26 protein-coding genes are annotated in these 26,509 nt (G+C 71.5%); 16 read left to right on the top strand and 10 right to left on the bottom strand.

The features are described 5' to 3' along the window. The first annotated feature begins 76 nt into the window (after positions 1–76). Positions 77–2,518 carry a PEP/pyruvate-binding domain-containing protein gene (locus AB0G10_RS09080; RefSeq protein WP_360918239.1) on the top strand — a complete coding sequence of 814 codons (2,442 nt, stop codon included), beginning with the start codon at positions 77–79 and terminating at the stop codon, positions 2,516–2,518. A gap of 13 nt (positions 2,519–2,531) precedes the next feature. Further along, a complete protein-coding gene (locus tag AB0G10_RS09075; RefSeq protein ID WP_360918238.1) occupies positions 2,532–3,110 on the top strand; it encodes a TetR family transcriptional regulator in 579 nt (192 codons plus the stop codon). A 308-nt stretch (positions 3,111–3,418) separates the two neighbouring features. Here AB0G10_RS09075 and AB0G10_RS09070 read toward each other — a convergent pair whose 3' ends face one another. Then, positions 3,419–4,111: a TetR/AcrR family transcriptional regulator gene (locus AB0G10_RS09070; RefSeq protein WP_360918237.1), complete on the bottom strand. Its 693-nt coding sequence runs from the start codon at positions 4,109–4,111 to the stop codon at positions 3,419–3,421. A gap of 82 nt (positions 4,112–4,193) precedes the next feature. Between AB0G10_RS09070 and AB0G10_RS09065 the strand changes: the two genes are divergently transcribed. Together AB0G10_RS09065 and AB0G10_RS09060 are read left to right on the top strand one after the other, a co-directional pair. Beyond that, positions 4,194–5,465, top strand: a complete 1,272-nt coding sequence (locus AB0G10_RS09065; protein WP_360918236.1) for a saccharopine dehydrogenase C-terminal domain-containing protein — start codon at positions 4,194–4,196, stop codon at positions 5,463–5,465. Then, on the top strand, positions 5,443–6,087 hold the full coding sequence (locus tag AB0G10_RS09060) for a DsbA family oxidoreductase (RefSeq protein ID WP_360918235.1): 645 nt from the start codon (positions 5,443–5,445) through the stop codon (positions 6,085–6,087). Before AB0G10_RS09065 ends, AB0G10_RS09060 begins: the two co-directional genes overlap by 23 nt. An 89-nt stretch (positions 6,088–6,176) precedes the next feature. Here the strand turns inward: AB0G10_RS09060 and treS are convergent, their stop codons facing one another. Beyond that, the gene (treS, locus tag AB0G10_RS09055) at positions 6,177–8,165 is read right to left on the bottom strand and encodes a maltose alpha-D-glucosyltransferase (protein WP_360918234.1); all 1,989 of its coding nucleotides are present in this window, start codon (positions 8,163–8,165) and stop codon (positions 6,177–6,179) included. Positions 8,166–8,222: 57 nt separating this feature from the next. Next, the gene (locus AB0G10_RS09050) at positions 8,223–8,801 is read right to left on the bottom strand and encodes a hypothetical protein (RefSeq protein WP_360918233.1); all 579 of its coding nucleotides are present in this window, start codon (positions 8,799–8,801) and stop codon (positions 8,223–8,225) included. A gap of 282 nt (positions 8,802–9,083) precedes the next feature. Here AB0G10_RS09050 and AB0G10_RS09045 point away from each other — a divergent pair, with 282 nt between their 5' ends. The 8 genes from AB0G10_RS09045 (at position 9,084) to AB0G10_RS09010 (ending at position 16,465) form a co-directional block, all read left to right on the top strand. Further along, positions 9,084–9,368: a hypothetical protein gene (locus AB0G10_RS09045; RefSeq protein ID WP_360918232.1), complete on the top strand. Its 285-nt coding sequence runs from the start codon at positions 9,084–9,086 to the stop codon at positions 9,366–9,368. A 219-nt stretch (positions 9,369–9,587) separates the two neighbouring features. Beyond that, positions 9,588–10,805, top strand: a complete 1,218-nt coding sequence (locus tag AB0G10_RS09040) for an ROK family transcriptional regulator (RefSeq protein ID WP_360918231.1) — start codon at positions 9,588–9,590, stop codon at positions 10,803–10,805. Between the two features lie 131 nt (positions 10,806–10,936). After that, positions 10,937–11,434 carry a flavin reductase family protein gene (locus AB0G10_RS09035; protein WP_360918230.1) on the top strand — a complete coding sequence of 166 codons (498 nt, stop codon included), beginning with the start codon at positions 10,937–10,939 and terminating at the stop codon, positions 11,432–11,434. A 10-nt stretch (positions 11,435–11,444) separates the two neighbouring features. Further along, positions 11,445–12,512, top strand: coding sequence for an ABC transporter substrate-binding protein (locus tag AB0G10_RS09030; RefSeq protein ID WP_360918229.1), 1,068 nt, complete (start codon positions 11,445–11,447; stop codon positions 12,510–12,512). Beyond that, complete coding sequence (locus tag AB0G10_RS09025; RefSeq protein WP_360918228.1) at positions 12,509–13,345, top strand: ABC transporter permease; 837 nt, start codon at positions 12,509–12,511, stop codon at positions 13,343–13,345. Before AB0G10_RS09030 ends, AB0G10_RS09025 begins: the two co-directional genes overlap by 4 nt. Beyond that, positions 13,321–14,058, top strand: coding sequence for an ABC transporter ATP-binding protein (locus AB0G10_RS09020; RefSeq protein WP_360918227.1), 738 nt, complete (start codon positions 13,321–13,323; stop codon positions 14,056–14,058). The genes AB0G10_RS09025 and AB0G10_RS09020 overlap by 25 nt, the downstream gene beginning before the upstream one ends. Then, the gene (locus AB0G10_RS09015; protein ID WP_360918226.1) at positions 14,055–15,374 is read left to right on the top strand and encodes an LLM class flavin-dependent oxidoreductase; all 1,320 of its coding nucleotides are present in this window, start codon (positions 14,055–14,057) and stop codon (positions 15,372–15,374) included. The genes AB0G10_RS09020 and AB0G10_RS09015 overlap by 4 nt, the downstream gene beginning before the upstream one ends. Next, positions 15,371–16,465, top strand: coding sequence for an LLM class flavin-dependent oxidoreductase (locus AB0G10_RS09010; protein WP_360918225.1), 1,095 nt, complete (start codon positions 15,371–15,373; stop codon positions 16,463–16,465). The genes AB0G10_RS09015 and AB0G10_RS09010 overlap by 4 nt, the downstream gene beginning before the upstream one ends. Here the strand turns inward: AB0G10_RS09010 and pntB are convergent. Next, positions 16,440–17,879: a Re/Si-specific NAD(P)(+) transhydrogenase subunit beta gene (gene pntB, locus AB0G10_RS09005; protein WP_360918224.1), complete on the bottom strand. Its 1,440-nt coding sequence runs from the start codon at positions 17,877–17,879 to the stop codon at positions 16,440–16,442. The genes AB0G10_RS09010 and pntB overlap by 26 nt on opposite strands. 3 nt (positions 17,880–17,882) lie before the next feature. After that, positions 17,883–19,415 (bottom strand): Re/Si-specific NAD(P)(+) transhydrogenase subunit alpha, encoded by a 1,533-nt coding sequence (locus AB0G10_RS09000; RefSeq protein ID WP_360918223.1) that lies wholly within the window; start codon positions 19,413–19,415, stop codon positions 17,883–17,885. Positions 19,416–19,560: 145 nt separating this feature from the next. Between AB0G10_RS09000 and AB0G10_RS08995 the strand changes: the two genes are divergently transcribed. Further along, on the top strand, positions 19,561–19,917 hold the full coding sequence (locus AB0G10_RS08995) for a VOC family protein (RefSeq protein WP_360918222.1): 357 nt from the start codon (positions 19,561–19,563) through the stop codon (positions 19,915–19,917). On the opposite strand, the gene AB0G10_RS08990 is transcribed toward AB0G10_RS08995, so the two are convergent. Next, positions 19,890–20,108 (bottom strand): AlpA family phage regulatory protein, encoded by a 219-nt coding sequence (locus AB0G10_RS08990; RefSeq protein WP_360918221.1) that lies wholly within the window; start codon positions 20,106–20,108, stop codon positions 19,890–19,892. The two genes, AB0G10_RS08995 and AB0G10_RS08990, sit on opposite strands and share 28 nt — an antisense overlap. Before the next feature lie 412 nt (positions 20,109–20,520). Between AB0G10_RS08990 and AB0G10_RS08985 the strand changes: the two genes are divergently transcribed. Continuing rightward, positions 20,521–21,054 carry a hypothetical protein gene (locus tag AB0G10_RS08985; protein ID WP_360918220.1) on the top strand — a complete coding sequence of 178 codons (534 nt, stop codon included), beginning with the start codon at positions 20,521–20,523 and terminating at the stop codon, positions 21,052–21,054. Here the strand turns inward: AB0G10_RS08985 and AB0G10_RS08980 are convergent. Further along, positions 21,051–22,244: an MFS transporter gene (locus tag AB0G10_RS08980; RefSeq protein ID WP_360918219.1), complete on the bottom strand. Its 1,194-nt coding sequence runs from the start codon at positions 22,242–22,244 to the stop codon at positions 21,051–21,053. The two genes, AB0G10_RS08985 and AB0G10_RS08980, sit on opposite strands and share 4 nt — an antisense overlap. Positions 22,245–22,335: 91 nt before the next feature. Between AB0G10_RS08980 and AB0G10_RS08975 the strand changes: the two genes are divergently transcribed. Continuing rightward, entirely contained in the window at positions 22,336–23,325 is a 990-nt protein-coding gene (locus AB0G10_RS08975) for an enoyl-CoA hydratase/isomerase family protein (RefSeq protein WP_360918218.1), read from the top strand. Between the two features lie 55 nt (positions 23,326–23,380). Here AB0G10_RS08975 and AB0G10_RS08970 read toward each other — a convergent pair whose 3' ends face one another. The 3 genes from AB0G10_RS08970 to AB0G10_RS08960 form a co-directional block, all read right to left on the bottom strand. Further along, a complete protein-coding gene (locus AB0G10_RS08970) occupies positions 23,381–24,154 on the bottom strand; it encodes a hypothetical protein (RefSeq protein WP_360918217.1) in 774 nt (257 codons plus the stop codon). Further along, a complete protein-coding gene (locus tag AB0G10_RS08965; RefSeq protein WP_360918216.1) occupies positions 24,151–24,792 on the bottom strand; it encodes a DivIVA domain-containing protein in 642 nt (213 codons plus the stop codon). The genes AB0G10_RS08970 and AB0G10_RS08965 overlap by 4 nt, the downstream gene beginning before the upstream one ends. Positions 24,793–24,897: 105 nt before the next feature. Beyond that, on the bottom strand, positions 24,898–25,371 hold the full coding sequence (locus AB0G10_RS08960; RefSeq protein WP_360918215.1) for a GNAT family N-acetyltransferase: 474 nt from the start codon (positions 25,369–25,371) through the stop codon (positions 24,898–24,900). A gap of 55 nt (positions 25,372–25,426) precedes the next feature. Here AB0G10_RS08960 and AB0G10_RS08955 point away from each other — a divergent pair, with 55 nt between their 5' ends. Continuing rightward, on the top strand, positions 25,427–26,194 hold the full coding sequence (locus AB0G10_RS08955) for a hypothetical protein (protein WP_360918214.1): 768 nt from the start codon (positions 25,427–25,429) through the stop codon (positions 26,192–26,194). The last annotated feature ends 315 nt before the right edge of the window (positions 26,195–26,509 follow it).

Here is a 26,509-nt window from a genome sequence, read left to right as displayed (position 1 = left end):
GTTTTGCGTTGCAGTTGTATTGAGAAGCGCGCTATCTTGGTTGCAATGCAGTTGTATTGGGATGCGGGAGGCACTCATGCTGGTCGTTCCTCTTTCTCGGGCCTCGTCCGTTGACGTCGTCGGTGGAAAGGCTGCCGCCCTGGGGGAACTGGTCCGGCATGGGGAGCGGGTTCCGGACGGGTTCGTGGTCACCACTGCCGCCTATCGCGAAAAGGTCGTCCCCCGCGTGGAGATCTCGGCGCTTCTGGCGGGAATGGGGACCGTCGCCGTGCGGTCCAGTGCCACGTTGGAGGATTCGAGCGGCGCCAGCTTTGCGGGACAGCACGACACCGTTCTGGGTGTGACCGATATCGACGGTGTGGTGGCCGCCGTCGAGCAGTGCTGGGCGTCGGTGCGGGGTGGGCGCGCGGTCGCCTACCGCGAGCAGCACGGGCTGGGCGAGCCCGAGATGGCGGTCATCGTTCAGCGGATGGTGGTGGCCGAGAACGCCGGGGTGCTGTTCACCGCCGATCCGATCAGTGGGTGCCGCACGCGGATGCTTGTCGAAGCCGCCGCCGGGCCGGGTTCTGGGGTGGTCGACGGCACCGTGGAGGTTGACCGATACAGCCCAGAGGTGGGGACGGCTCTGCACGATCTCGGCTCGCGGGTCCAGGATCTGTTCGGGGCGCCGCAGGACGTCGAATGGGTGGTCGACGCGGATCAGCAGCTCTGGGTTCTGCAGTCACGGCCGATCACCACGCTCTTCCCGGCCCCGCCGAGCGGTGATGGGCCGCTGCCGCGGATCTATGTCGAATTCGGTCACGTGCAGGGGATGCTGCGGCCCGTCACGCCGATGGGGATGTCCAGCCTGAAGCGCCTGATCTCGGCCATGATGGCGTCGCTGGGAGTGCAGGCGGACATCGTGGACATCGGTGGGCGGCTCTACGGCGACCTCTCCGACCTGGCCCGGCATCCGTCCACGCGCAAGCGGCTGGTCAAGCTCATGGCCGTCGACTTCGGGCCGCGCGCGCAGGCCGTCATGGAACACGTGCTCGCCGACCCGCGGTTCGCGCCGGATCCGGGCACTCCGGCACTTCGCGTTGACCGATCACAGTCGACCTTGCGGGCGGTGGGCGGAATCCTTCGTGCGCTCGCCCGGCCTGCCGCTGCGCGGCAGCGTGTGCTCGACGCCGCCGAGCGGTTGCGGCTGGGTGCGGCGGCGCCGGCGGGGTTGGGGTCCGGCTTGGAGAGGCTTGATTTCGTACGGGGGAACGACTCCACGGACAGCGCCGACGATCTGACGTGGCCGATTGTGGCCGGCCTGCTCGCCTCCGCGGTGCCGGGTGAGCTGCTGCGCGGGATCGCCACGACGGCCGAGATCCAGACCGTGCTCGGCGGGCTGCCGGACAACGTCACGATCGAGATGGACCTGGAGTTGTGGCGGATCGCCCGGGCCGTGCCGGAGGAGCACCGGGCGTTGCTGTCGTCCACGGCGCCGGCGATTCTGGCGGAGCGCTATCGGAACGGCGAGCTGCCGGACATCGGATTGGACGGATTTCTCGCCATATATGGTCATCGCGGACACGCCGAGGCGGATCTCGGGTTGCCGCGCTGGTCCGAGGATCCGGCCGGGGTCTTCGCGGCACTCGCCGGCTACCTGCTGGTGACCGATGACGATCAGGCGCCCGACGTGCGGTTCGCGCGGGCCGCGGCGGCCGGGGAGGCGGCTCTCGAGGGTCTCGCGCGGCGGGTGCGGTGGCGGCGGCCGGTCCGGGGCGCTCTCGCGATCTTCCTGCTGCGGCGGGCCCGGGTGTTGGGCGGGCTCCGGGAATTCGGCAAGTTCGCCGGTCTGCACAAGCTTTCCGCCGTACGGAATCAATTGCTTTTGATCGGCTCTGATCTCGTGGAAAGGGGTGCGCTGGCGGCTCGGGATGACGTCATGTTCCTGACCCTCGAAGAGGTGGAATCGGCGCTGCGGAACGGCGGTGATCTGCGGGAATCGGTCCGTGCACGCCGAGGCATTCACGAGAGTGAATCGCGGCGGCGGCATGTCCCGGTGGCGGTGCTGTCGGACGGCACCGATGTGGAGACGCTGCTGATGGCGGATGGCGCGGGTCGCAGGGCCGGTGCAGACGGCGCGGGTCGCAAGGCCGGTGCAGACGGCGCGGGTCGCAAGGCCGGTGCAGACGGCGTGGGTGACAAGGCCGGGGCCGGGGCGGACGGGGCGGGTGACGGGATCGGGGCGTCGCCCGGGCGGGTGACCGGGCCGGCGCGGATCGTGCATGATCCGGCCACCGCGCGGGTGGAGCCCGGGGACATCCTGGTCGTCGCCACGACGGATCCGGCATGGACGCCGCTGTTCCTCACGGCCGGCGGGCTGGTGTCCGAGACCGGGGCGGTGATGGCGCACGGGCCCACCGTGGCGCGGGAGTACGGCCTGCCCGCCGTGATCAGCGTGCGAGGTGCGACGACCCTGTTCCACAACGGTCAGATGATCACCGTCGACGGCTCCCGGGGAACGGTCCGGCCGGCCTCGTGACACGATCGCTGACATGCCGAAGAAGGTCGACCACCGGGAGCGTCGTACCCAGATCGCCGACGCGTTGATGCGGGTCGCCGCGGAGCAGGGGCTCGAAGCGGTGAGCCTGCGGCATGTGGCTGCCGAGGCCGGGGTGTCGGCGGGCATGGTGCAGCACTACTTCCGCACCAAGGACGAGATGATGACGTTCGCGATGGACGTGGTGAAGGACCGCAACGAGGCCCGGGTGACGGCCGCGATCGCCGCCCTGGGCCCGGATCCCGATCCCCGGCAGCTGCTCCGGACGTTCCTGGGTACGCTCCTGCCCCTCGGCGACGACTCCCGTGCCGACGGCCGGGTCGCGCTCGCGTTCCTGGCCTACAAGGCGGTACGTCCCACCACGGCACCGCAGCTGCGCGAGGAGACCGCACAGATGGTCTCGTTCCTGGGAAGCCTGCTCCCCGGGAACGACGAGACCGCGGCGGCCGGCCTGCTCGCGCTCATGGAGGGGCTGGGAATGTATCTGCTGGGCGGCCAGTACACGGATGAGCAGGCCCTGGCGGCGCTCGACACCCAGCTAGACCGCCTGTTCAAGGCCACCGACCGGTCCTAGGAACGCGCCGGAACCGTTCCTAGGACAGCCGGACCGAATGCCGCACCCAGGAAGAACCGTGCCTAGGAACAACCGCACCCAGGAACAACCGCACCCAGGAACAACCGCGCCCAGGAACGGCCGTGCCTGGGAACACCACCGCGAACGCCGGACCCAGGAACAGCCGCGCCCAGGAACGGGGGTGCCCAGGACCGGGCGCGCCCAGGACCGGGCGTGCCCAGGACCGGGCGTGCCCAGGACCAGACGCGCCCAGGAACACCGCTGCGGGGCCGTGCCCCGGAATGGCGCCGACCGGGACGACACGTCCTCTAGAGGCGGGCCGCGACTCCCTCCAGCAACAGCTCCAATGCCGCCGGATAAGCGCTTGTCACCATCTCCGTCGCCAGCAGGGGGGCGGCCTCGGCCAGATGGGGGTGCGTTGCGGCGGGCAGGCGGCGATAGGTCGAGTGCCACATCTCCTCGTCCGAATGGAGGGCGGCGTTCGGCAACGCCAGGGACGCCGCGTCGAGGGCTGCGAAGGCCAAGGTCTGGTCGATGAAGGCGTGGTAGACGGTCACCGCCTCGCGGACCCCGAAACCCGCGGTGCGGAGGACTCCGAGGACCGCCTCGTCGGCGGCCAGCTCGTTGGCGCGGCCGGTCACCCGGCTCGTGGTCAGGACCGCCGCCTGCGGGTGGGCGACGTAGGCCCGGTGGATGCGGACTCCGATCGTACGAAGGTCTGCCCTCCAATCGCCGGAGGGTGACCATCCGCGCAGAGCCTGACCCATGAGGGTGTCGCCGATGGCGAGGGTGAGCTCGTCCATGCCCCGGAAGTAGCGGTAGAGGGTGCTCGGATCGCAGTCCAGCGCCAGGCCGAGACGGCGGGCCGTGAGACCGGTGCTGCCGTGCTCACGCAGCATCCGCAGGGCGGTCTCGACGATCAGCTGCTCGGAGAGGACCGTGCCGCTGCGGGTGGGGCGGCGACGGCGGCGGCTCTGCTCGGGAACGACGGGCTTCGGCATGCCACCAGCTTATGCCAACACCGTTGACCATAGTGATGACAACAACGTTTGATGAGGTCACCCCGCAACGGAAGGAAGTGAGATGCGAGTCCTGCTGGTGGGCGCCGGCGGCGTCGGCACGGCCATCACCCGGATCGCCGCCCGGCGCTCGTTCTTCGACGAGATGGTGATCGCCGACTACGACCTGGCGCGCGCGCAGACGGCCGCCGCCGGCGATCCCCGGTTCCGCGCGGCCCAGATCGACGCATCAGACACCGAGTCCCTCGAAAACCTGATAAGAGCGGAAAAGTCGGACTTCGTGGTCAACGCCACCGACCCCCGCTTCGTCATGCCGATCTTCCGGGCCGCCCAGAACACCGGGATCGGCTATCTCGACATGGCGATGTCGCTGTCGAAGCCGCACCCCGAACACCCCTACGAGCAGGTCGGCGTCATGCTCGGCGACGAGCAGTTCGCCGAGGCCGGGACGTGGGAGAAGAAGGGGAATCTCGCCCTGGTCGGGATGGGCGTCGAGCCCGGCCTCTCCGACGTCTTCGCCCGCTACGCCGCCGACGAGCTCTTCGACGAGATCGACGAGATCGGCATCCGGGACGGCTCGAACCTCACCGTCGACGGCCTCGGGTTCGCGCCGAGCTTCAACATCTGGACCACCATCGAGGAGTGCCTGAACCCGCCGCTGATCTGGGAGTCCGAGCGGGGCTGGTTCACCACGGCGCCGTTCAGCGAGCCGGAGGTCTTCGACTTCCCGGCCGGCATCGGGCCGGTGCAGTGCGTGAACGTGGAGCACGAGGAGGTGCTGCTGATCCCGCGCTGGGTCGGCGCGCGCCGGGTCACCTTCAAGTACGGGCTCGGCGAGGACTTCATCCGTACCCTCCAGGTGCTGCACCAGATCGGCCTGGACCGGACCGACGGGGTGATCGTCCCGGGCCCGCAGGGACCGGTCTCGGTGAGCCCGCGTGACGTGGTCGCCGCGAGCCTGCCCGACCCGGCCACGCTGGGCGCCCGGATGACGGGCAAGACGTGCGCCGGTACCTGGGTACGCGGCCGCAAGGACGGCCGGGACCGGGAGGTTTACCTCTACCACGTCGCCGACAACCAGCAGACCATGGCCGAGTACGGCTGCCAGGCCGTCGTCTGGCAGACCGCGATCAACCCGGTGGTGGCCCTCGAGCTGCTGGCTACCGGGGTATGGCGGGGCGCCGGGGTCCTGGGACCGGAGGCGTTCCCGCCGAAGCCGTTCCTGGACCTGCTGACCGCGTACGGCTCGCCGTGGCACCTGCGTGAGCAGCTACCTGGCAAGTTGAAGGTTCAAGCGGGTATAACTGGGAACCATGAGCACCCCGATCAAGGTTGATGTCTGGTCCGACATCGCCTGCCCGTTCTGCTACATCGGCAAGCGCAAGTTCGAGGCCGCGGTCCTCGCGTCCGGCGTGCCGGTGGAGGTGGAGTACCACTCCTTCGAGCTCTCCCCCGACACCCCGGAGGACTACCAGGGCAACCACGCCGACTACCTGGGCGCGAAGCTCGGCGCCGGCCCCGCGCAGATCCGGCAGATGGAGCACCAGACCACCTCGCTCGCGGCGACGGTCGGCCTCGACTTCGCGTACGACAAGGTGAAGCCGACGCGGACCCGCAAGGCGCACGAGCTGCTGCACTACGCCAAGGCGAAGGGCCGGCAGACCGAGGTGAAGGACCGGCTGCTCGCGGCGTACTTCACCGACGGCGTCAACGTGGGCCGGGTCGAGGAGCTGGCCGACCTCGCGGCGGAGCTGGGCTTCGACCGCGCCGACGTGGTCCGCTCGCTGGAGAGCGGCGAGTTCGCCGACGAGGTCGAGTTCGACATCAAGACCGCTGCCGAGTACGGAATCAACGGCGTCCCGTTCTTCGTCTTCGAGAACAAGTACGCGGTCTCCGGCGCTCAGGACCCGGCCACGTTCGCGGGAGTGCTGACCAAGGTGGCGGGTGAGCGGGCATGAAGTTCATCCAGCTGATCACGGACGACGCCCCCGCCTGTTCCGGGGGTGCGTGCGCCGTGCCCGCCGGCGAGCCGGCGGCTCCCCCCGCGTCACCCGCCGATGATCAGGAATCGGCCCTCGTGGGGGCCGAGGCTGAGGTCGTCGTCGAGAAGCACCTCTGACGAGACGGGACGACCGGTGACCGGGCGGCCGGCGAAGTTGAGCACCGTCATCTGCCGCCGCCCGTCGCCGAGCCGGTGCACCATGGCGAACAGGGCCGGATCGGTGACGTCCGGGACGTCCAGCTGCAGGGCCGTGGCGATCCCGGACTCGGCGCGGACCCGCAGGATGTCGCGCAGGCCGGCGACGAACGAGCCCGGGTCGGCGAGCTGCCGCGGCACCGAGCCGTACAGGCTGCGGCCCCGCGGGATCCGCGACGGCGACCCGGTGGCGTCCGGGCGGTAGTCCATCAGGTCGTAGGCGGCCCGGTGCAGCCACCGGGTGTCGGCGCCGGGCGGGGTCTGCGAGCGGGGCAGGGTCAGCATGCCGCACAGGTCCCAGCCGGAGAGCGCGAAGACGCCGGGCTGCCAGGCGTTGAACATGGCGAGCAGGAGATGCGCGCGTTTGATCTCCGCAATCGACTTATCCGATATTTCGGAAATGTCGGATATGCCTAACGCGGCCGCCGCGATCGTGGCCAGCGTCGACGCGATCCCGTTCGTCGTGAACGTCGCGTTGTAGGGCGCGGCCGGCCCGGTCAGCCGCTCGATCAGCTCCCCGCGGACCGTGGCGGCCAGATCAGAACCGGTCACCTGCTCGCCGCGGAACTCGAAGAGGTCGGTCCCGTGCCGGGCCAGGTGCACCAGTTCGTACGTCATCTCGTCGTGGTTCTGCAGCGCGTGGACGAGGCGCATCGGCTGCAGGCCCCGGTCCAGCGCCGCCCGCAGCATCAGCCGCAGGAACGACGTGTCGCCGGTGGCGAGCGCATGGGCGTAGCCGGGCCGGCCGACGAAGTCGTACGACAGATCCGCCCCCTGGTCCGACGTCGCCCGCATGTCGTCGATGGACAGGTTCAGCTCCTGGAAAGTGAACCCGCCGACCTTGCGCACCATGCCGGCGACCAGCTGGTTCACCGCGTTCGACAGCGGATGCCCCTCGGACCAGGCGGGTGCGCCGGGCGTCGCGCTCTTCTCCACCCCGAGAAACCCGTTGGCGTCCAGCCGGAGGGCGCCCGCTCCCAACGTACCCAAGGAATGCAGTGCGTCGCCGATGACCAGTCGCATGCCCGCGAAGGTCGGATCCAGCCAGTTGATCGAGGGCTGGCCGTCCTTGAAGTAGTGCAGGTAGACCCAGCGCCGGACCACCTGATCGGCACCGGTCACCGGGGCGGTCGCGCTCCAGTTCGTGTCCTTGACGCCCGGCTCCTGGAAGATCACCCGCTGAAGCCGCCCGACGATGTAGCCGGCCTGCTCGAGCAGCGACTCCGCCTCCGGCCCGAGGTTCACCGAGTCCCGGCCCTCCGGCACCTCCGGCAGCAGACGCCAGTCCTCCGGCGCGATCTCCACCATGTGGTAGATCCCCGGGTAGTCGCCGACCTTCATCTCGGCGAGCCGGAAGTCCGGCCCCTTGCCGGTGTGCCCCGGCACGATGTCGTCGATCACGATCCCGCCGTGCGCGGCCGCCACCTCGCACATCCGCCGGAACTCGGCGTCGCTGCCGAACACCTCGTCGATCTCGGTGCTGATCCGGTCGAAGTACCCGTCCACACTGGGCGTCGCCTCCCGCCCGAAGATCCCGCCGGCGCGCTTGAGCGGCCCGGTGTGCACCGCCGTGATCCCGACGTCCCGGAACGCCCGCCACAGCTCCTCGTCGCCCAGCGTTCCCAGGAACGACGCGCCCGGCTTGGTGATCATCGAAACCGGATACGCGGTGAACCACACCGGCGACGCGGCCGCCGCCGACGCGGGATCCGGATTCGCGTACGGCGTCTGCCACACTCCCCCGACGCCGGAGAACCGCCCGGCGATCCGCTCCGCATGGGCGAGCATCGATCGCTCACGCAGCCAGCCGATGTATGCCCCGTCGTCCGCCGCGCCCATGACGCTTTCACTACCCCTGACGCGCGCCGGTCAAGCGCACGCGGCCGGTCGTCGCGCTCACCGGAGCAGCACCGCCTGCCGCCGAACCCACGCCGAACCGTCCGCGGCCTCCGGCGTTCGCATCTCGACGAACTCCTCGCCCCCGGCTCCCGCGACGACGGAACAATCACCGGGGAAATCGTCATCGGCGTGCAGGGTGAACAGTTTCTCGGAGGTCGTGGCCGGACTCTCGTAGACGCCCACCGTCTGCCATTCCGCCACCCACTTGCATTCTCCGCCCGATCCATTCTCCGATTCCACCGAGGGGCGCGGCGCCGGTCTTCCGGCCGCATTCCCTTCGCCGCCCTCCTCCTTCTCTTCGGTCTCGTTGCCGGCACCCTCGCTCTCCTTGACGTGCGCCGAGACGACAGGCGACGGTCCGGCGGACGAGCGCCCGGCGGAGGCCGGCCCGGCGGAAGGCGAGCCGGCAAAAGGCGAGCCGGCGGAAGGCGAGCCGGCAAAAGGCGAGCCGGCGGACGACGGCCCGGCCGGCATGGGACCGGCCGGGACCGGCTTCCCGGCCGCCGACGACTCCCGTTCCTGGACGTCCCCGCACCAGGCGAGGACCGCGACGCCGACCCCGACGACACCGATCAAGTTAGCGATCTTGGAATCGCCGAGGCGCCTGAAGAACCGCGCCGCCGACCGCGGCCGCGGCGGTCTCCGCGGCCGCCGCCGACGGCTCGCCGATGGAGCACCGATGCCGGACACCCCCTCCGGACGCATTCACTCCGGCGAGCGATTTCCGGCCGCGATCCTCAAGCACCGATGAAGGAGAGCTGTGAACGTCCTTATCCGGCGCTGGACGTCAGGTCCGAATCCCGCCAGCTTTTGCGCGCGGCGGGTCGGCAGGGTGGACGGCATGCACGTCGTACCCGGATGACCACGGCGCGGTCGCCGGTGCCGGAGCGGAAGGCGGCGCAGGGCTACGTGCACGTGGCCGGCAAGTTCGCCGCGGCCGGGCTCACCGCGCAGCCGTCCGACCTGGTCGCGCCGGACCGGGTGGCGCAGTGCCCGATCCAGCTCGAGTGCCGGGTCACGGCCGCGCACCCGATCGGCTCGTGCACCTCGTTCCACGTGCAGGTGCTGCGCGCGCACGTCGAGGAGGATCTGCTGGTGCCGGGCACCACGTCGATCCGCGGCGCTGGGATCCGCTCATCATGAAGTTCTGCGAGTTCTTCGGCGGCGGCACGAATCTGCAGCCCTCCCGGCTGGCCGCCGGCTGGCGGATGCCGGCGGTGTTACCGACCGTCAAACGACTGGTCACAGAGGGCGGCTGAGGCGCCGCTGCCGGGTTAGCCTCGGCCGATGATCGACGCGTGGCCGAAGAGCAGTGATCGACGCGTGGCCGAAGAGCAGTGATCGACGCGTGGCCGAAGAGCAGTGATCGACGCGCGGGCCGGGGAGCGGCGCACCACCCGGCGCGGGGACCTGCCGCCGCCTCCGCAGCAGCAGCAGCGGTCCGCCGGGTCGGCCGGGGCGGTGCTGCGGGCGATCCTCGACCACGGGCCGATCGCGCGCAGCTCGGTGGCCCGGGCGACCCGGCTGTCCGCGGCGTCGGTGACCGGGCTGACCGCGTCGCTGCTGGAACGCGGGCTGATCAGGGAGGCGCCGGAGGCGGCCGGTCCGCCGGGGATCGGCCGGCCGCACGTGCCGCTCGCGATCGAGCCGGAGCGGGTGGCCGTGCTCGGCGTGCACATCGCGGTGCCGCGCACCACCGTGGCGCTGCTCGACCTGCGCGGCCGGATCATCGCGCAGCGCCAGGACCCGCACGACGGCACCGACCCGGAGAGCGTGCTGCCGGCGCTGGCCGGCCGGATCGCCGCGATGCGGCGGGAGCACGGCGCGAGGCGGCGGATTCTCGGGCTGGGTCTCGCGACCGGCGGGTGGGTGGATTCCGTTCACCGTACGGTGGTCCGGCACCCGGCCCTGCACTGGGCGGACGTGCCGGTCGGCGACGTGCTGGCCGAGGCGACCGGGCTTCCGGTCCTCGTGGACAGCAACGCGCGCGGGCTGCTGCGCGCCGAGCAGCTGTTCGGCGGCGCCGCCGAGCGGGCCCGGCGCAGCGCGGTGCTGCTGTTCGTCGGCAACGTCGTGGACGTGGCGTTCTCCACGGGCGGGGTCGTCCACCAGGGACCGCGGTCGGCGGCCGGGGCGGTCGCGCACCTGCCGGTCGAGGGCTGCGACGAGCGGTGCTCGTGCGGGCGGACCGGGTGCCTGCAGGCCGCCGTCTCGGAGCGGGTGCTGGTGCGCCGCGCACTGCGGGACGGGCTGATCGAGCGGCCGGACATCCACGGCGTCGTCGAGGCGGTGCGGGCCGGCAGTGCCGGCGCGCTGGCGCTGCTGGAGGAACGGGCCCGGCTCGTCGGGCGGGCCGCCGCGCTGCTGCACGACCTGTTCGACCCGGAGGTCCTGATCGTCTCGGAGGGCGGCGCGAACCGGCTGCCGCACTGCCTCGCGACGATGCGCGCCGAGATGGGCCCGGACGCGGCCGTGACGGTCCGCGCCGCCAGTTTCCCGCATCACGTGCTCGCCACGGCGGGTGGCGCCGTCGCGCTCGACGCCGTCTACACCGCACCGCTCCGAGCAGCCGCGACTTAATTCACCCCGGTGCATGCTTGCCTTCTAATCCTAGCGGGATAGTATGAATTCAGGACGGCGGCAGGGACGCTGACCTGCTGATACCCCATGCCCTCCTGCCGCACGCTCCTGCCGCGTGAGGAGGACCATCGATGACCACCACTACCGCTCGCTCCATCCCGGTCGACGCCACGCTGTTCCGCCAGGTGTTCCGGCGCCACCCCGCCGGGGTGGCCGTCGTGACCGCCGACGCGGGCCGCGGCGCCGCCGGCGTCACCGTCACGTCGCTCACCTCGCTCTCCGCCGAGCCGCCGCTGGTGGCGTTCAGCCTGACCGGCACCTCGTCGGCCTGGCCGCACGTGCGGGACGCCGGCACGGCCGTCGTGCACCTGCTCGGCGCCGGGCACACCGAGCTGGCGCGCACGTTCGCCACCAGCGGCATCGACCGGTTCGGCGCACCGACGCGCTGGCGCCGGCTGCCCACCGGCGAGCCCGTGCTGGAGGACGCCGCGGCCTGGCTGCGGATCTCGATCGAGCACCGGCACCCGGCCGGCGGATCCCACCTGATCATCGGGCGGGTCGAGGACGCCGGGATCGCCGAGGGTCACGCTCCCCTGCTCTACCACGACGGCAGCTACCACGCTCTCTGAGAAGGACGCCATGAAGAACTCCGTTCGAAGGACCGCGACCGCCGTGCTGGTCGCCGCCGCCCTGCTCACCACGAGCGCCTGCGCCGAGGACGAGGCCGGCGCGAACCTGGAGCTCACCGCCGCGCTCCCGGACAGCGTTCCGGGCGGGACCGTGCTCCGCCTCGGCGACCCGGCCGGCCAGGCCGCGCTGCAGAAGTCCGGACTCGACGCCGAGCTCGCCGACGCCGGCGTCGAGGTCGAGTGGGCCAACATCAGCGGCGGCCCGCAGAGCATCCAGGCCTTCCGAGCCGACAAGCTGGACTGCAGCGCGGTCGCCGACATCCCGTCGCTGTTCGCGGCGTGGACCGGCACCGCCACGAAGATCATCTTCCAGAGCGTCACCGTCGACCCGCTGGAGTTCCCGATCTACCAGCTCGGCGTCGCCCCCGGCACGAGCGCCGCCGGCCTGGCCGACCTGCGCGGCAAGAAGATCGCCTACAGCGCCGGGCAGGCGCAGGGCGCGCTCGTGCTGCGGGTGCTCAAGGAGGCCGGCCTCACCCAGAAGGACGTCACGCTGGTCGAGCTGACCAGCACCGGCGACTCGTACATCACCGCGCTCGGCAGCGGGGCCGTCGACGTGGCGCCGATCTCGGCGTACCAGGTGAAGCTCTACCAGGCCAAGTACCCGGGCGGCACCGCCTTCGGGACCGGGATCCGCGACGACGCCTCCACGGTCTACTGCCTCACCACGTCGGTCGAGGACGCGGAGAAGGCCGCCGCGCTCAAGGTCTACGTCGCGGCCCGCACGAAGGCGGTGCTCTGGCAGAACGAGCACCCCGACGAGTACGCGAAGGCGTACTACCAGGACGTGCAGGGCCTCAACGAGGCCGACGCCCGCGAGGTCGTCCGCATCAGCGGCCGCCGGGGCATCCCGGCGACCTGGGACAACGCGATCAAGCGGCTCCAGGAGACCGCCGACCTGCTCGCCACCGAGCAGGGCCACGACAGGCTGGACGCGACAACGCTCGTCGACCGGCGCTTCGAGAAGGTGCAGGCCGAGGCGGCCGGCGCCCAGGTGGTCACCGGTGATGCCGCATGACCGCGGTCGTCGCGGCGCCGCCGCGCCGGCGGGCCACCGCGGACTCCCGCGTCGTCCGGCGCCGCCTCGGACCGGGGAAGCGCATCCCCGGCGCGTTCTGGATCGGCCCGGTGCTGGTCCTGGCCCTCTGGTCGCTCGGCTCGGCCACCGGCCTGCTCAAGCCGGCGATCCTCTCCGCGCCGTGGGACGTCGCGGCGGCGGCCCGCGAGCAGTGGACCGACAACGACCTGCCCGGCAACATCCTCGCCTCGCTGCAGCGGTCGGTAGCCGGCCTCACCCTCGGCGTCGTCACCGGCGCGGCGCTCGCGGTGGTCTCCGGCCTGTCCCGGATCGGCGAGTCGCTGATCGACGGCCCGATCCAGATCAAGCGCTCGATCCCGACGCTCGCGCTGATCCCGCTCTTCATCGCCTGGTTCGGCATCGGCGAGGAGATGAAGGTGCTGACCATCGCGCTGATCAGCCTCGTGCCGATCTACGTGCACACGCACAACGGCCTGCGCAGCATCGACGGCAAGTACGCCGAGCTGGCCGAGACGATCGGGATCGGCCGCGGCGAGTTCGTCCGGCACGTCGTCCTGCCCGGCGCGCTGCCCGGCTTCCTGCTCGGCATGCGGTTCGCGGTCACGTCCTCGCTGCTCGGCCTCGTGGTCGTGGAGCAGTACAACGCGACCGCCGGCGTCGGCCACATGATCACGCTCGCCGAGCAGTACGGGCAGACCGACGTCATCGTGGTCGGCCTGGTCATCTACGGCGTCTTCGGATACTGCGCGGACAGCGCGGTCCGGCTCACCGGAAGGAAGGTGCTGGCATGGCGCCGCACGCTGGAGGACTGACCCGGACCGCGGTCCAGGTCCGGGACCTGCACCGGAGTTTCAGCTCCAACGGCGGGGTGCTCAACGGCCTCGACCTGGACATCGCGGCCGGCGAGTTCGTGGCCCTGATCGGCCGCTCCGGCACCGGCAAGAGCACCCTGCTGCGGGCCCTCGCCGGCCTGGACCGCGACGTCGCCGGCAGCGGGCGGATCGTGGTGCCGGAGAGCGTCTCGGTGGTCTTCCAGGACTCCCGGCTGCTGCCCTGGAAGCGGGTCCTCGACAACGTGACGTTCGGGCTGCGCGGCGGCGACGCCGGCGACCGCGGCCGGCAGGCGCTCGCCGAGGTGGGCCTGGCCGGCAGGGAGACGGCCTGGCCGTACCAGCTCTCCGGCGGCGAGCAGCAGCGGGCCGCGCTGGCCCGGTCGCTGGTCCGCGAGCCGCAGCTGCTGCTGGCCGACGAGCCGTTCGGCGCCCTCGACGCGCTCACCCGGATCCGGATGCACGTCCTGCTGCGCCGGCTCTGCGAGGCGCACCGGCCCGCCGTGCTGCTGGTCACCCACGACGTCGACGAGGCGATCGTGCTGGCCGACCGGGTCATCCTGCTCGACGCCGGGGTGGTGCGCACCGACGTACGCGTGGAATTGACGGATCGGACCCGGTCGAATCCGGCCTTCGGGGAGCTGCGCACGCTCCTGCTGGACGAGCTGGGTGTGGAGAAGGAGGTCGCCGCATGAGCCGGCAGCTGCATCTGAACCTGTTCCTGCACGACACGGGCCACCACGAGGCGTCCTGGCGGCTGCCCGGGTCCGACCCGTACGCGAACCTCTCCCTCGCGGCGCACCAGCACCTGGCCCGGGTCGCCGAGGACGCCAAGTTCGACTCGGTCTTCCTGGCCGACAGCCCGGTGCTCTGGTCCGACCCGGGACGCCGGCCGTCCGGCAAGCTGGAGCCGACGCTGCTGCTGGCCGCGCTGATCGGCAGCACCAGCCGGATCGGCCTGATCGCCACGGCGTCGACGTCCTACAACGAGCCGTACAACCTGGCCCGCCGGTTCGCCTCCCTCGACCACCTGTCCGGCGGCCGGGCCGGCTGGAACATCGTCACGACGGCCGGCGCCGACGCGGCCCGCAACTTCGGCCTGGACGACCAGCCGCTGCACGTGGACCGCTACGAGCGGGCCGGCGAGTTCCTGGACGTGTCCAAGAAGCTCTGGGACAGCTGGGCCGACGACGCGGTGATCGCCGACAAGGAGGCGGGGGTTCACGCGCGCAGCGACCGGGTGCGGAAGATCAACCACAGAGGCCGGTTCTTCCGCGTCGACGGCCCGCTCAACGTCCCCCGCTCCCCGCAGGCCTGGCCCCTGCTCGTGCAGGCCGGCTCCTCCGAGGACGGCAAGGAGTTCGCCGCACGGCACGCCGAGGCGATCTTCACGGCGCAGCCCACCCTGGCCGAGAGCCAGGCCTTCTACGCCGACATCAAACGCCGGGCCGCCGCGGCCGGCCGCGACCCGGACCACGTCGTCGTGCTGCCCGGCATCGTGCCGGTCATCGGCGACACCGAGGCCGAAGCGCGGGAGCTCGACGCCGAGCTGGAGCGGCTGATCGCCCCGGAGTACGCGGTCGTCACCCTCGCCCACCTGCTGCGGGTCCCGGCCGAGTCGCTCGACCTCGACAAGCCGCTGCCCGAGGACCTGCCGCCGGAGGAGGCGATCGAGGGCGCGAAGAGCCGCCGCACGCTGATCGTGGACTGGGCCCGCCGGGAGAACCTCACGGTCCGGCAGCTGATCGGCAAGCTGGGCGGCGGCCGCGGGCACCGCACCTTCGCCGGCACGCCGGTGCAGATCGCCGACACCATCCAGGAGTATTTCGAGAACGGCGCCGCGGACGGCTTCAACATCATGCCGGCGGTGCTGCCGTCCGGCGTCGAGGCGTTCGCCGCGAAGGTCGTGCCGATCCTCCAGGAGCGCGGGCTGTTCCGCACCTCCTACGAGGGGACGACGCTGCGCGAGCACTACGGCCTCCCCCGCCCCGGACACCCGGGGGCGGCATGACCACGTTCCTCTGGTACATCCCGAACACCGTCGACCCCGGTCACCGCGGTGACGACGCCGTCGAGGGCTACGGCACCCTCGACCACGCGACCGGCCTGGCGCTCACCGCCGAGCGGCACGGCTGGGAGGGCGCGCTGATCGGCACCGGCTGGGGCCGCCCGGACACCTTCACGGTCGCCACCGCGATCGCGGCGCGCACCACCACCTTCAAGCCACTCGCCGCGATCCGGCCCGGCTACTGGCAGCCCGCCCACTTCGCGAGCGCCGCCGCCACCCTCGACCACCTCAGCGGCGGGCGCCTGCTCGTCAACATCGTCAGCGGGCAGGACCGTCTCGCCGCCTACGGCGACATCGAACAGGATCAAGCCCAGAGGTACGGCCGGACGGCCGAGTTCATGAGACTGGTGCGCCGGCTCTGGACCGAGGAGAACGTCACCGTCGAGGGCGACCACTACCGGGTCGCGGACTCGACGGTCGTGCCCCGGGTCACCGGGACCGGCCCCCGGCTCTACTTCGGCGGCGCCTCCCCCGCCGCCGAACGGGTCGCCGCCGCCGAGGCCGACGTCCAGCTCTTCTGGGGTGAGCCGCTCGACGGCATCGCCGAGCGCGTCGACCGGCTCCGCCGGCTCACCAAGGACCTGGACCGGGACCTGCCCGAGCTCGAGTTCGGCCTGCGGATCACCACGGTGGTCCGGAAGACCACCGAGGAGGCCTGGCGCGACGCCGAGGCCCGGATCGCGGTCATGGCCGCCTCCGGGGACCGGCGCGACCGCGCCCTCGACCAGCCCCGCGGCCCGGCGGCCGGTCAGCAGCGCCTGCTCGACCTGGCCGGCCGCGGCGACGTCCTGGACAGCTGCCTCTACACGGCCCCCGGCCGGTACGGCGGCGGCGGCGCCGGCACGACCTGGCTGGTCGGCTCGGCCGCCGACGTGGCCGCGGCCCTGCGCAGATACGCCGACCTGGGCATCAGCCACTTCGTCCTGTCCGACACCCCGTACCGGCGGGAGACCGAGCGGGTCGGCGACACCCTGCTCCCCCGCCTCCGCGAACTGCTGCGAGCGCCTCTCAGCGCGCCGGCACCGCCGCCGTGACCGCGCGCAGGATGTCGTCCACCCGCTCCTTCGCGTCGCCGAAGAGCATGGCGCAGTTCTCCCGGAAGAACAGCGGGTTCTGCACGCCCGCGTAGCCCGACGCCATCGACCGCTTGAACACGACGACCTGGTCGGCCTCCCAGACGGTGAGCACCGGCATACCGGCGATCGGGCTGGCCGGGTCGTCGGTCGCGGCCGGGTTGACCGTGTCGTTCGCGCCGATCACGAGCACGACCGACGTGCCCGCGAAGTCGTCGTTGATCTCGTCCATCTCCAGCACGATGTCGTACGGCACCCGCGCCTCGGCGAGCAGCACGTTCATGTGCCCGGGCAGCCGGCCCGCGACCGGGTGGATGCCGAAGCGCACAGTGACGCCCCGCTCCCGCAGCACCCGGGTCAGCTCCGCCACCCCGTGCTGGGCCTGGGCCACCGCCATCCCGTAGCCGGGCGTGATGATCACCGAGTCGGCGCCGGTCAGCAGCTCGGCCACGCCCTCCGCGTTGATCTCGCGGTGCTCGCCGTAGTCCTTGTCGGCGGCCGGGCCCGCCTCGATGCCGAACCCGCCGGCGATCACCGAGAGGAACGAGCGGTTCATCGCCCTGCACATGATGTACGACAGGTAGGCGCCGGACGATCCGACGAGCGCGCCGGTGACGATGAGCAGGTCGTTCTCCAGCAGGAAGCCGGCCGCTGCGGCCGCCCATCCGGAGTAGCTGTTCAGCATCGACACGACGACCGGCATGTCACCGCCGCCGATCGACGCGACCAGGTGCCAGCCGAGCAGCAGCGCCAGGACCGTCACGACGATCAGCAGCGGCAGCGACGGGGTGATCACGAACCAGGCGGTGAGCACGGCGAACGCCACCAGCGCGCCGACGTTGAGGACGTTCTTGCCGGGCAGCATCAGCGGACTCGATCTGATCCGGGCGGAGAGCTTGAGGAACGCCACGACCGAGCCGGTGAAGGTGACCGCGCCGATGAAGACGCCGATGACGACCTCGGCGGAGTGGATGCCGAGCATGTCCTGATTTTTCAGGACATGCGCCTCCACGCCGCCGGCGTGCGCCTCCACGTGCAGATAGCCGTTCCAGCCGACCAGGACCGCGGCGAGACCGACGAAGCTGTGCAGCAAGGCGATCAGCTCCGGCATGCCGGTCATCTCCACTCTTCGCGCGCGATAGAGCCCCAGCGCCGCTCCGATCACCGTCGCCACGAGCAGCAGGACCAGACCGATGCCGCTGATGTCGCTCGTGATCGCCAGCGCCACGGTCGCGATCAGCGCCACCGCCATGCCGGCGATGCCGAACGTGTTCCCGGACTTCGCCGTCTCGTGCTTGGAGAGCCCGGCCAGGGCCAGGATGAAGAGCAGGGCCGCGACGATGTAGGCGGCCTGGGCTGCGGTTTCCACTGTCATCGGTCAGCTCCTCGAGAACATGGCGAGCATCCGGCGGGTCACCGCGAAGCCACCGAAGATGTTGATGCTTGCCAGCAGCGTCGCGACGAAGGCGAGCGCCGTGATGACGGCGTCCCCGTGACCGATCTGAAGCAGCGCGCCGACCACGATGATCCCGGAGATCGCGTTGGTGACCGACATGAGCGGCGTGTGCAGCGCGTGGTGCACGTGCCCGATCACGTAGTAGCCGATCACGATGGCCAGGGCGAACACCGTGAGATGCCCGCGCAGCGCCGCCGGAGCGAGGGCGGTGAGGAGGAAGAGCGCGGCTGCGCCGGCGCCGATCAGAGGGAGCGGGCTGCGTTTTCTGGTCACTGCCTTCTCGGGTACGGCTTTCTCGGGTACGACCGGAGCCGCCGTGCTGGACGGGGTCACCGCCGACACCGACACCGGCGGTGGCGGCCAGGTCAGCTCACCGTCCCGCACCACCGTCATCGATCGCTGCACCACGTCGTCGAAGTCGAGCACGAGCTGCCCGTCCTTCTCCGGCGTCATCAGCTTCATGAGGTTCACCAGGTTGGTGCCGTACAGCTGGGAGGCCTGCGCCGGCAGCCGGCCCGGCAGATCGGTGTACCCGATGATGGTCACGCCGTTCGCGGTCACCACCACCTCGCCGGGGACCGTGCCCTCCACGTTGCCGCCGTTCGCCGCGGCCATGTCCACGATGACGCTGCCCGGCTTCATGGTCGCCACCATCGGCGCGGTGATCAGTCGCGGCGCCGGCTTCCCGGGGATCAGCGCCGTCGTGATGACGATGTCGACGTCGCCGGCCTGGGCCGCGTAGAGGCGCGCGGCGCGCTCGTTGTAGTCGTCGGACATCTCCTTGGCGTAGCCGGTCGACGACACCTCGACGTCGGGGGCCTCCACCGCGAGGTACTCACCACCGAGCGACCGGACCTGATCGGCGACCTCGGGCCTCGGATCGGTCGCCCGTACGATCGCTCCCAGACTCCCGGCCGCGCCGATGGCAGCAAGCCCGGCCACCCCCGCACCCGCTACCAGCACCTTCGCGGGCGCGACCTTGCCGGCCGCGGTGACCTGCCCGGTGAAGAAGCGCCCGAAGGCGTGCGCCGCCTCGACGACCGCGCGATAGCCGGCGATGTTCGCCATCGACGACAGCACGTCGAGCGACTGGGCGCGCGAGATCCGGGGCACCGCGTCCATCGAAAGCGCCGTGATCGGCCGCCGCGCGAGGTCCTCGACCAGCGCGGGATCGAGGCGCGGGTTCAGCATCCCGATCACCGTGGTGCCGGGCGCGAGCCGGTCGAGCTGCTCGGCGGGCGGCGGATTGATCGCGAACACGACGTCCGCGGCGAGCGGGTCCCCGATGGTCGCCCCGGCCCCGGCGTAGGCGTCGTCGGAGAACGACGACCCCTCCCCGGCCCCGGACTGCACCACCACGCCGTATCCGAGTTTCACCAGCTGGGCCACCGTCGCGGGGGTGGCCGCAACCCTCCGCTCTCCCGGATGCGGGTCACGCGGTACACCGATGATCATCATTGACTCCCGCTTTTGTTACTCGCCAGTAGGGAGCAGGTTAGGGCCTCGGGCACGAAAAGCACAGAGCCCGAAGCACCTAATGTCACCAAAGCATCACCCACCATTCTGTACGCCGGACCGCCCCACTCGTAGCATGTGGCCCATGGCCGTCGCCCGCTTCCCCAGCATCGTGATCGACTGCGCCGACCCGGGCGCCGTCGCCCGCTTCTACGGCGCGATGCTCGACTGGAAGGTCGACGCCTCCGACCACTGGGCCGACGTCCGGGCGAATCACGGCCAGTGCCTCTCGTTCCAGAAAGTGGACGGATACCGCCCTCCGGAGTGGCCGGACCAGGCCGTCCCGCAGCAGATGCACCTCGACGTCATGGTCGACGACCTCGACGAGGGCGAGGCGGCGGTGCTCACCCTGGGCGCGACGAAGCACCCGCACCAGCCGGGCACGACGTTCCGGGTCTTCCTCGACCCGGCCGGTCACCCGTTCTGCATCTGCGTGGACTGACCCTCCACCAGATGCGGGCGATGGACTCTGATCCACGCCTCCACCTCGGCCGCGTCCCAGACCCTGCCCAGCACCAGGACCTGGTAGGGAGCGGGAAACGACCGGTGCGCCACGATCTGGTAGGCCCGCTGCCGCGAGACACCCAGCCGCCGCCGCACGCCGACACTGTCGATGAGAATTGGTCGATACATGTCGTCAACCTAGTAGGCTCGCGACAACTTGCGCCATGCCCGCATCAGGCGATGACGAGGTGTCGCCCCCGCCCGCCACAGCCTCTATGGCGTCCTAGGAAGCTAGGCCGGTGGCTGAGCCGGGCGGCGCCGGCGAACGGCTGCCCACCGGGCGCCGCCGCACCGGCGAACGGCCGCCGTCGGGCGGCGCGGCGCGGGCTGCCAGCGAACGACTGCTGGCGGTGGCGGCGGCGACAGCCTGCGGGCGAACGACTGCTGGCGGGCGGCGCCGCGCTGGCTGCCAGCGAACGACTGCTGGCGGTGGCAGTGGCGACGGCCGCGGGCGAACGACTGCTGGCGCCGACGAACCCGCCGGGTGCGGGCGAACGGCTGCCCACCGGGCGCTCAGGAACGTCGGCTACCCTCCGTGGCCGTGATGCGTTTCCGGTTCGTGCCCGCCGTCGTGCTCTGCGTCTGTGCCGCCGCCCTCGCCGCCTGCGGTGAGGAGCCGTCGTCCCCCGCGCCCGCCTCCAGCGCCGCGCCCGCCTCCACCGCCGCGCCCGCCGCCGGCGCCGCGCCCGCCTCCAGCGCCGCGTCGGACGCCGGACCGGACGCCGCCGGAGGGGCAGCCGGGACCATCGCCGAGGACAAGGCGCTGTGCAGGGAATTGAACACGGCGGCCAAGGATCTGCGGACCGGCATCACCGAGGCTCAGCAGGACGGCGGCGGGGTGAAGGCCGCCGACGCGAAGCGGACGTTCACCGCGTTCACCAGGACGGTGACCGAGGCGGTGGCGTCCGCGCCGGACAGTGCGGTGGTCGCGGCGGCCGCGGCGATCGCCGACGAGCTGGGCGCGGCGGCCGCGGCGGCGGACCCGATCGGCACCGCCGCGGACTCGGACTTCGCGAAGCTCGGGAACGACCTGACGGCGGCCTGCAAGACGGCCGGCGTCGAGATCATGTTCTAGGAGACCTCCCGGAGCGGCCGCACGCTTCCGGCGATCAGCGCGGCCATGCCGAAGAGCACGGCGATCACGACGAGCGCCTTCAGCACGCCGGCCTCGTCGCCGAGGAAGCCGATGGTGGGCGGCCCCGCCAGGAACGCGCAGTAACCGATCGAGGCGATCACGCTGACCCGCGCGGCGGCCCGGCGGGGATCGTCGCCGCCGGCGCTCATGCCGACCGGGAAGCCGAGCGAGGAGCCCAGGCCCCAGAGCAGCGTTCCCACGAAGGCCCAGGCCGGCGACGGGCCGAAGACGAACAGCACCACGCCCGCGATGCCGATCACGGTGAGCACCCGGATGACCGGCGTACGGCCGTAGCGGTCGAGCAGGCCGGGACCGAACCAGCGGCCGATCGTCATGGCGGTCAGGAACGCCGCGAACGCCAGGGTTCCGAGCGCCGCCGACACGTGGTGGCCGTCGATCGCGGCCACGCTGATCCAGTCGTTTCCGACGCCCTCGGCGAACGCGAAGGCCAGCACGAAGAGGCCGATCAGCAGGGTGCGCGGCTCCTTCCAGGCGGTCAAGGCGCTGACCTTGGGGGCGTCCGCGTCCGAGGACGACGAGTCGTCGTCGGCGACGAAGCGGGCCGCCTGCCACACCACCAGGGCCACCACGATCACGGCCACCACGACGAGGTGGACAGCGACGGAGACGTGCAGGGCGACCATGCCGGCGCCGATGAGGGCGCCCCCCACCGTGCCGAGGCTGAAGCCGGCGTGGAACCGGGACATGATCGACTTGCCGAGGTGCTGCTCGACGACGGTGCCCTGGACGTTCATGGCGACATCCCAGGCGCCGTTCGCGAAGCCGAGCAGGAACAGGCCGATCACCACCGGTACGACGCCGGCCAGGGAGCCGAGCGCGGCTACGGTGAGACCCACGCCGAGCAGGCCGGCCATCGCCATGACGGTCCGCGAGGAGCCGATCCTGGTGACCACCGGGCCGGACAGCGGCAGGGCCAGCAACGAGCCCGCGGCGATGGCGAGCAGCACCAGCCCGAGCGCGGCCGGATCGAGGCCGAGCTGGTCCCTGACCTGCGGAATCCGTGAGGCCCAGCTGGCGAACGCGAGGCCCGAGCCGATGAAGGCGGCGTAGGTCGCGGTCGTGGCGGCACGCACCGCCGCCGGCGAGGTCGGTGTAGCGACGTCTTTCACGCTCTCCCCCATGTGTACGGTCGTACACATCTTATGTACCCGCCCGGGTCCTCGCTTCACAAGATCGGACCGGGAAAGGCAAGATCGCAGGATGAATGAACCCACGGTGCTCGTCGAGCGGCGGGGCCGGCTCGGTCACCTCACGCTGAACCGGCCGGCCGCCCTGAACGCCCTCACCGCCGAGATGGTCACGATCATCGCGGCCGCTCTCGAGCAGTGGCGGTCGGACGACGGCGTCGGCACGGTGCTGCTCACCGGCGCAGGGCCGCGCGGGTTCTGCGCCGGCGGCGACATCCGGGCCATCCACGCCGACGCGGTGGCCGGCCGCTCCGACTCGGTGCGGTTCTGGGAGGAGGAGTATCGCCTCAACGCCACCATCTCCTCGTACCCAAAACCGCTCTTGACCTGGATGGACGGCCTCGTGATGGGCGGCGGCATCGGGCTCTCCGCGCACGCCTCGATCCGGGTGGTGACCGAGCGGTCGCGGCTCGCCATGCCGGAGGTGGGCATCGGGTTCCATCCGGACGTGGGCGGATCGTGGCTGCTCAGCCGGGCGCCGGGCGAGCTGGGCACACATCTGGCGCTGACCGGTACGGCGATCGGCGCGGCGGACGGGATCGCGGCGGGGCTGGCCGACCACTACCTCCCCTCGGACCGGCTGCCGGAGCTGATCGAGGCGCTCGCCGAGGGTGGGTCGCTCACCTGGGCCGAACCGCCCGCCGCCGAGCTCGACCGCGCGTGGATCGACGAGTGCTACGCCGGCGACGACGTGGCGGCGATCGTCGAACGGCTCGCGCACCACCCCTCGCCCGCCGCGCAGGCCGCCGCCAAGGAGATCGGCACCAAGTCGCCGACCTCGCTGGTCGTCACGCTGCGCTCACTGCGGACCGCCGCCCGCCTGCCCGATCTCCGCGCGGCGCTCGACCAGGAACTCCGGCTCAGCGCCGCCATGCTGCGGCTGCCCGACCTGGTCGAGGGCGTCCGCGCGCAGATCATCGACAAGGACCGCCGGCCGCGCTGGCAGCCCGCCTCGCTCGCCGAGGTGTCACCGGCGCTCGTCGACGCGATGTTCGCTGGGTGACGGCCACGCCCGGGACGGCGACCGCGCAACACATGCCCGCGCCGAAGCGCGGGTGTCAGGGGCAGTTGCCGTTGTCGCCCCTGACACCCTGCCGGTGTCCTCGCCGGCCTGCCGCCCTCGCCAGCAGGGCGGCGCCCACGCCGCCCGCCGTCACCGTGGGGACCAGCAGGATCGTGATGTCGTAGGGCTCGCTCGCCAGCTGCCGCAGCCCGTCGTCGTCGACCAGGACCTCGACGCGGCTGCCGACCGGGTAGTCGCCCGCCGCCAGGACCTCCATGTAGTACGAGTCGCCATCGGCCAGGTCCACCCCGATCACCGTGTCCTCCTGATGCACGCGCACCACGGCCGGGACCGATCGGGCGGCGGCCTCCTGGGCGGTGACCTCGGCCTGCCGGTGGAGCGTCCACGCCGTGCCGGCGAGTCCCGCGATCAGCAGCAGCGCCCCGGCCGGCCTTTTGAGTCTGGCCGATTTTGTCAGGTGGGCCGAGTTTTCCTGGCCGGCCGGGTCTTTCAGGTGGGCCGAGCTTTTGCGGCGGGCTGCCCACACGGTCGCCGCGACCAGCGCGAGCGGCAGCGCCATCCGCCAGCCCATTCCCACGTGGTCGACGCGGTCGGCGATCGGCCACACCACCGCGGCCAGCGCCGCCGCTACCACCGCCGACCAGCGATGGAGGTACGTCATCACCGGCACCGCGAAGAGCAGGCTCACCCCGATCGAGGTGAGCGGCTCGGCGTCACACGTTTCCTCCGAGCACCACTTGTCCGGTGTGGTCACGATGATCAGCACGAAGATCGTGAAGGCGACACCGGCGACCGCCGGCCTTCTCAACTGCCGATCAGATCCTGCAGCCGCTGCGTCATCTCGCCGGCCACCTCGTCGCGGCGGCGCATCGCCTCGTCGCGCAGCGCGTCGATCCGCTCCAGCGCCGCGGCCCGCTTGGCCGGCAGGCCCGCGATCAGCTCGGCGTGCCGGTGCCGGGCGTCGGCCACGATCGTCGAGGCGCGCAGCTCGGCATCACTGACCAGCAGGGCCGCCTCGGTGGTCGCCTTGCGGAGCATCTCGCCGGACCGCTGGCGGGCCTCGGTCAGGAACTCGTCGGCGGTACGCTCGGCCAGCTCGATCACCTGCGGGCTGACCGGGCGGGACGGCGCCGCGAGGGCACGCGCCTCCTCCAGCTCGGCCTGCAACTGCCGCGCCCGGGCCTCGGCACGATCCCGCCGCGCCTCCAGTCTGCGCAGATGCCCGCGCAGGTCGTCCTGCTCGAGCTGCTCGCTCAGCGCCTGGTTCTCGGCCATGAGGCGCCGCATCTCGTCGGCCACGTCCTTAAGGAACGCGTCGACCTCACCGTCGTGATAGCCGCGTGAGCCCGGCGCGGGCTCCCGGAACGAGGCCCGGTCGACGTCGTGCGGGTTGAGCGGCCCGGCGGTCTCCCCCGCCGTTCCCACCGGCTGCAGAGATGACGTCATCAACTCGCTCTCTTTTCCGCATTGAGACGTGTCAGAAGTAGACGTGAACCCCCTTTCAATGTCAACACCGTGTATCGGAAAGGTCGCCTGACAGTGACCCGATGTTTATAGAGCGAGGCTCCAGGTCTGACCGGTCACCGGATGGCCGAATCCCTTGTGCGGTTCCTCGGACTCCAGAGTGAAGCCGGCCGCCTCGTAGATCCGCCGTGCCGAGACGCATTCGTCGACCGTCCACAGCGTCACCTTCCGGTAGCCGGCCGACCGCGCGAACTCCAGGCACTCCCGGACCAGCCGGCTGCCCAGTCCCCAGCCCCGGGCCGCCTCGGTGACGAGCAGGACGCGCAGCTTCGCCACGGCCGGGTCCTCGGTGGCGACGAGCATGACACTGCCGGCCCGCCCCCCGTCCGCCTCGGCGATCCAGGCCGCCTCCCGGCCCGGATCATGCGACGTTCCGAAGTCCCCGACGATCTGCGCCACCAGCGCCTCGAACGACGAGTCCCACCCGAACTCGCGCCGGTATTCCTCCCCGTGAGCCATCACGATCCAGCCGAGGTCCCCCGCTTGATCCGCCCTGCGCATAGCTACTCCCCGCACTAACTGAAACAGTCGTTTCAGTGGAGGATAGACTACGCGCATGTCATCCCGGCAGGACGAGCTCCTTGAGGCCGCCTATCGCTATGTGCTGGCCAACGGCCTGGCCGACCTCTCGCTGCGACCCCTGGCCGCCGCGATCGGTTCCAGTCCGAGGGTGCTGCTCTTCCTGTTCGGCAGCAAGGACGGGCTGATCAGGGCGTTGCTGGCCAGAGCACGAGCAGAAGAGATGACCCTGCTGGCCAGCACCTCTCTCGATCCCGGGAACACCGCCATACCCGGGAACGCCGTGCCTGGGAACACGGCCGTTCCTGGGAACGGGGCCTTGCCCGGGAATACCCCTGTACCCGGGAACACCGCCGTACCCGGGAACACGGTGCCTGGGAACACGGCCGTGCCCGGGAACGCCGTGCCCGGGAACGCCGTGCCCGGGAACACGGCCATACCTAGGAACGCGGCCATGCCCGGGAACGCCGTACCCGGGAACACGGCCATACCTGGGAACGCGGGCGCGGACGGGGAGATCGCTGACTCGGTGGAGCGGATCTGGGTATGGCTCGCTGCCCCGGAACATCGGCCGTTGCTCCGGTTGTGGACGGAAGCCTACGCCCGGTCGCTCGTGGAACCGGACGGGCCGTGGGGCGGGTTCGCCCGGTCGACCGTCGAGGATTGGTTGCGGGAGCTGCCCACCTTGTCGCTGGCGGTGCTGCGTGGCGCCCTCCTCGATCTGCTCGCCACCGGTGACGAGGGCCGGGTGACCGCCGCGGTACACGAGCACATCGCGGCCCTGCGGGCAGCACCGTCCCGCTGAACCTCGGGCACCACCATCCCGGCGATGGCCGACCGCTGATCGGTCATCCTCCCGGCGGGCCGACGACAGCACAGCTTGGAACAGCCGTCAGCCGGGGGCGGCCATCGGTCAGGAGGCGGCCGTGCGTCGGTGGCGGCCCTGCGTCGGTGGCGGCCTGCGTTGAGAAGGGCCGCCCGTTGAGAAGGGCCGCCCGTTGAGAAGGGCCGCCCGTTGAGAAGGGCCGCCCGTTGAGAAGGGCCGCGCGTCGAGAGGGGCCGCGCGTCGAGAGGGGCCGCGCGTCGAGGAGGGCCTCGGGTCGTCGGAGGGGTGGTGGCC

Origin of the sequence: Actinoplanes sp. NPDC023714 (assembly GCF_040639855.1) — a bacterium.
In the GTDB taxonomy this organism is placed as follows: Bacteria; Actinomycetota; Actinomycetes; order Mycobacteriales; family Micromonosporaceae; genus Actinoplanes.
The sequence above is the reverse complement of the archived record's forward strand: the minus strand, read 5'-3'. Positions and strand labels throughout refer to the sequence as shown.

Excerpts from the sequence above, each read along its gene's own strand:
- AB0G10_RS09010 (WP_360918225.1), top strand. The coding sequence starts at position 15,371 with ATGACCACGTTCCTCTGGTACATCCCGAACACCGTCGACCCCGGTCAC.
- AB0G10_RS08975 (WP_360918218.1), top strand. The coding sequence starts at position 22,336 with ATGAATGAACCCACGGTGCTCGTCGAGCGGCGGGGCCGGCTCGGTCAC.
- AB0G10_RS09065 (WP_360918236.1), top strand. The coding sequence starts at position 4,194 with ATGCGAGTCCTGCTGGTGGGCGCCGGCGGCGTCGGCACGGCCATCACC.
- AB0G10_RS08955 (WP_360918214.1), top strand. The coding sequence starts at position 25,427 with ATGTCATCCCGGCAGGACGAGCTCCTTGAGGCCGCCTATCGCTATGTG.
- AB0G10_RS09080 (WP_360918239.1), top strand. The coding sequence starts at position 77 with ATGCTGGTCGTTCCTCTTTCTCGGGCCTCGTCCGTTGACGTCGTCGGT.
- pntB (WP_360918224.1), bottom strand. The coding sequence starts at position 17,879 with ATGACAGTGGAAACCGCAGCCCAGGCCGCCTACATCGTCGCGGCCCTG.
- AB0G10_RS08995 (WP_360918222.1), top strand. The coding sequence starts at position 19,561 with ATGGCCGTCGCCCGCTTCCCCAGCATCGTGATCGACTGCGCCGACCCG.
- AB0G10_RS09020 (WP_360918227.1), top strand. The coding sequence starts at position 13,321 with ATGGCGCCGCACGCTGGAGGACTGACCCGGACCGCGGTCCAGGTCCGG.
- treS (WP_360918234.1), bottom strand. The coding sequence starts at position 8,165 with ATGGGCGCGGCGGACGACGGGGCATACATCGGCTGGCTGCGTGAGCGA.
- AB0G10_RS09025 (WP_360918228.1), top strand. The coding sequence starts at position 12,509 with ATGACCGCGGTCGTCGCGGCGCCGCCGCGCCGGCGGGCCACCGCGGAC.
- AB0G10_RS08990 (WP_360918221.1), bottom strand. The coding sequence starts at position 20,108 with ATGTATCGACCAATTCTCATCGACAGTGTCGGCGTGCGGCGGCGGCTG.
- AB0G10_RS09060 (WP_360918235.1), top strand. The coding sequence starts at position 5,443 with ATGAGCACCCCGATCAAGGTTGATGTCTGGTCCGACATCGCCTGCCCG.
- AB0G10_RS09000 (WP_360918223.1), bottom strand. The coding sequence starts at position 19,415 with ATGATCATCGGTGTACCGCGTGACCCGCATCCGGGAGAGCGGAGGGTT.
- AB0G10_RS09075 (WP_360918238.1), top strand. The coding sequence starts at position 2,532 with ATGCCGAAGAAGGTCGACCACCGGGAGCGTCGTACCCAGATCGCCGAC.
- AB0G10_RS09015 (WP_360918226.1), top strand. The coding sequence starts at position 14,055 with ATGAGCCGGCAGCTGCATCTGAACCTGTTCCTGCACGACACGGGCCAC.
- AB0G10_RS08965 (WP_360918216.1), bottom strand. The coding sequence starts at position 24,792 with ATGACGTCATCTCTGCAGCCGGTGGGAACGGCGGGGGAGACCGCCGGG.
- AB0G10_RS09045 (WP_360918232.1), top strand. The coding sequence starts at position 9,084 with ATGACCACGGCGCGGTCGCCGGTGCCGGAGCGGAAGGCGGCGCAGGGC.
- AB0G10_RS08960 (WP_360918215.1), bottom strand. The coding sequence starts at position 25,371 with ATGCGCAGGGCGGATCAAGCGGGGGACCTCGGCTGGATCGTGATGGCT.
- AB0G10_RS09035 (WP_360918230.1), top strand. The coding sequence starts at position 10,937 with ATGACCACCACTACCGCTCGCTCCATCCCGGTCGACGCCACGCTGTTC.
- AB0G10_RS09070 (WP_360918237.1), bottom strand. The coding sequence starts at position 4,111 with ATGCCGAAGCCCGTCGTTCCCGAGCAGAGCCGCCGCCGTCGCCGCCCC.
- AB0G10_RS09030 (WP_360918229.1), top strand. The coding sequence starts at position 11,445 with ATGAAGAACTCCGTTCGAAGGACCGCGACCGCCGTGCTGGTCGCCGCC.